Source organism: Flavobacterium sp., assembly GCF_028712645.1.
Classification (GTDB): Bacteria; Bacteroidota; Bacteroidia; order Flavobacteriales; family Flavobacteriaceae; genus Flavobacterium.
Genome location: NZ_JAQTPQ010000382.1, coordinates 1 through 2,559, shown reverse-complemented (window position 1 = coordinate 2,559; position 2,559 = coordinate 1). Strand labels below are relative to the sequence as shown.

The 2,559-nt window shown below is 31.8% G+C and carries 3 protein-coding genes; all 3 read left to right on the top strand.

Going from position 1 to position 2,559, the window contains the following annotated elements; translation table 11 throughout:
• Window positions 1–1,222: translation initiation factor IF-2 (gene infB / locus PHC28_RS18180; RefSeq protein WP_300103859.1), on the top strand; the 1,222-nt coding region annotated here is incomplete at its 5' end.
• A 149-nt stretch (window positions 1,223–1,371) separates the two neighbouring features.
• Window positions 1,372–1,563, top strand: coding sequence for a hypothetical protein (locus PHC28_RS18175; RefSeq protein ID WP_300103857.1), 192 nt, complete (start codon window positions 1,372–1,374; stop codon window positions 1,561–1,563).
• A 737-nt stretch (window positions 1,564–2,300) separates the two neighbouring features.
• On the top strand, window positions 2,301–2,559 hold a 259-nt coding region (locus PHC28_RS18170; RefSeq protein WP_300103854.1), incomplete at its 3' end, for a carboxypeptidase-like regulatory domain-containing protein.

The following is a 2,559-nucleotide window of genomic DNA, read 5'->3' as shown; positions in this document are numbered from 1 at the left end:
CCATGCTCAGGCAGCTAATGTGCCAATTATTTTTGCGATTAACAAAATTGATAAACCAAATGCTAATCCTGAAAAAATAAAAGAAAAATTAGCAGGTATGAATTTACTTGTTGAAGATTGGGGTGGAAAAATCCAATCCCATGATATTTCTGCAAAAGTAGGAACAGGTGTAAAAGAATTATTAGAAAAAGTATTATTGGAAGCAGAAATCCTTGATTTAAAAGCTAATCCAAATAAAGCAGCTCAAGGAACAGTTGTTGAGGCATTTTTAGATAAAGGAAAAGGATATGTTTCAACCATATTAGTACAAAGCGGAACTTTAAGAATTGGCGATTATATGTTAGCCGGAAAACATCATGGTAAGATAAAAGCCATGCATGACGAAAGAGGAAATGTCGTAACTGTAGCAGGTCCATCAACACCAGTTTCTGTATTAGGATTAGACGGTGCTGCAACAGCAGGTGACAAGTTCAATGTTTTTGAAGACGAAAAAGAAGCGAAACAAATTGCTGCAAAACGCTCTCAATTAATGCGCGAACAGTCAGTTCGTACACAACGACATATTACTTTAGATGAAATTGGACGTCGAATCGCATTAGGTCAATTCAAGGAATTAAACATTATCCTTAAAGGAGATGTTGACGGTTCAGTTGAAGCATTATCTGATTCGTTCTCTAAATTATCGACCGAAGAAATTCAAATCAATATTATTCATAAAGGCGTTGGAGCTATTACTGAAACCGACGTAATGTTAGCTTCTGCTTCTGATGCAATTATTATTGGATTTAACGTTCGTCCTGCTGGAAATGCACGACAATTGGCCGATAAAGAAGAAATTGACATTCGTTACTATTCTATTATCTACGCAGCTATTGATGACTTGAAAGATGCAATGGAAGGAATGTTGGCGCCAGAAATGAAAGAAGAAGTTCTTGGAACTGCCGAAGTTAGAGAGTTGTTTAAAATCTCTAAAGTGGGTACGATTGCTGGATGTATGGTTATGGATGGCAAGATTGCCAGAAATGCCAAAATCAGAATCATACGTGATGGTGTTGTGGTGCATACAGGAGAACTGGTTGCTTTGAAACGTTTCAAAGACGATGTGAAAGAAGTATCCAAAGGATATGATTGTGGTATCCAAATAAAAGGATATAACGACATCGAAGAAAGAGATGTTATCGAAGCCTTCCACGAAGTGGCCATCAAAAAGAAATTGAAATAAAATTTCAATCATATTTATAAGAAATCCCGAGCAATCGGGATTTTTTTGTTTTAGGATGAATTTTGCAATTTTAATTATTAATTTAGATTTATTATAATTGTGGTTATAAATAAAACCCATACTTATTCAAACTTCAAAAAGTAAATATAATGGCTAAGGAACCTTTTGCAGCAAAACTTACAACACTTTGGATGGGTGGTCTTTTCTTTTGGGTTATAAAGGGATTTAGAGGAAACATAAATAATCAACTTATTCAAGAATTTGAAAGTAGAAATCTTTGGACAGGATACATTATATCTGTGATATTTATTTTGACAATTTTATATGTTATCTACCATTAAAATCGACTCGATGCGCACTAATTTTCTCATTACAGATAGTGCAGAATTGCATCCTATGTCAACTAATACAGGCAAAACCACAAAGTAAAACCACTCAAATCGAGTGGTTTTATGTTTTAAATAAGCTAAAAATGTCTTTTACTTGCTGGGTTTAATCAAATTGGCAATGTTGTATTTCTTTTTTATCTTTTCCTTATTGGTTCGAATGAATTTTTTAACAGTAAAATTTATGTAAATAATTGAAATACAGTTTACTAAATGGTATGAATTGAAAAATTAACATTTTTTCAAAAAAAATTAATTTAAAATTTGGTGATTTGTAATTTTAATTTACTTTTGTTCTATCAAATTAGTAGAATTTAATAAAAAATCAAATACAAAAAAATGAAGACTGTCAAATACACCTCATTTTTAAAAATGCAAGAAACAATTACATTTGGCAATCCAAGCTTGATGTGTTGTTGCTGTTAAAAAATCTTCAATTTAAATCCTTACGAATTTAGTTTAAGATAGCCTATGGTTTTCGGGGTTGAAATCTTATAAAGACCAATTCAAATAATACTAATCCAAAATAAATGAAAAATGAAAAAACGAATGTGTTGTAGATAAAAAAAAAGCCATTTCTGCTGGAACAGAAATGGCAGGCTTAAAAAATGTTAATCGCTAAACTAAACGGAATAGAGAAAATTGATTGAATCAGTTTTCAGAATCCTTATTTATTAAACCAAAACAAAGTAATGAAAAAAAAGTTATATTATCTTTCATGGCTCAGCATTTTTCTGATTTCATTTGGAATCAATGCACAAAATACTCAGCCACTTATTCAGTCTAAACTCGACGGAACAGTAATTAATAAAATCACAAATCAACCAGTTTCGGGAGCTTCTGTAACTATTAAAGGAACCACGCACGGAGTGGTAACAGATGCAGAAGGTAAATTTTATTTTCAAACAGGTCAAAAATTTCCATATACTTTAATCGTAACATATATAGGAT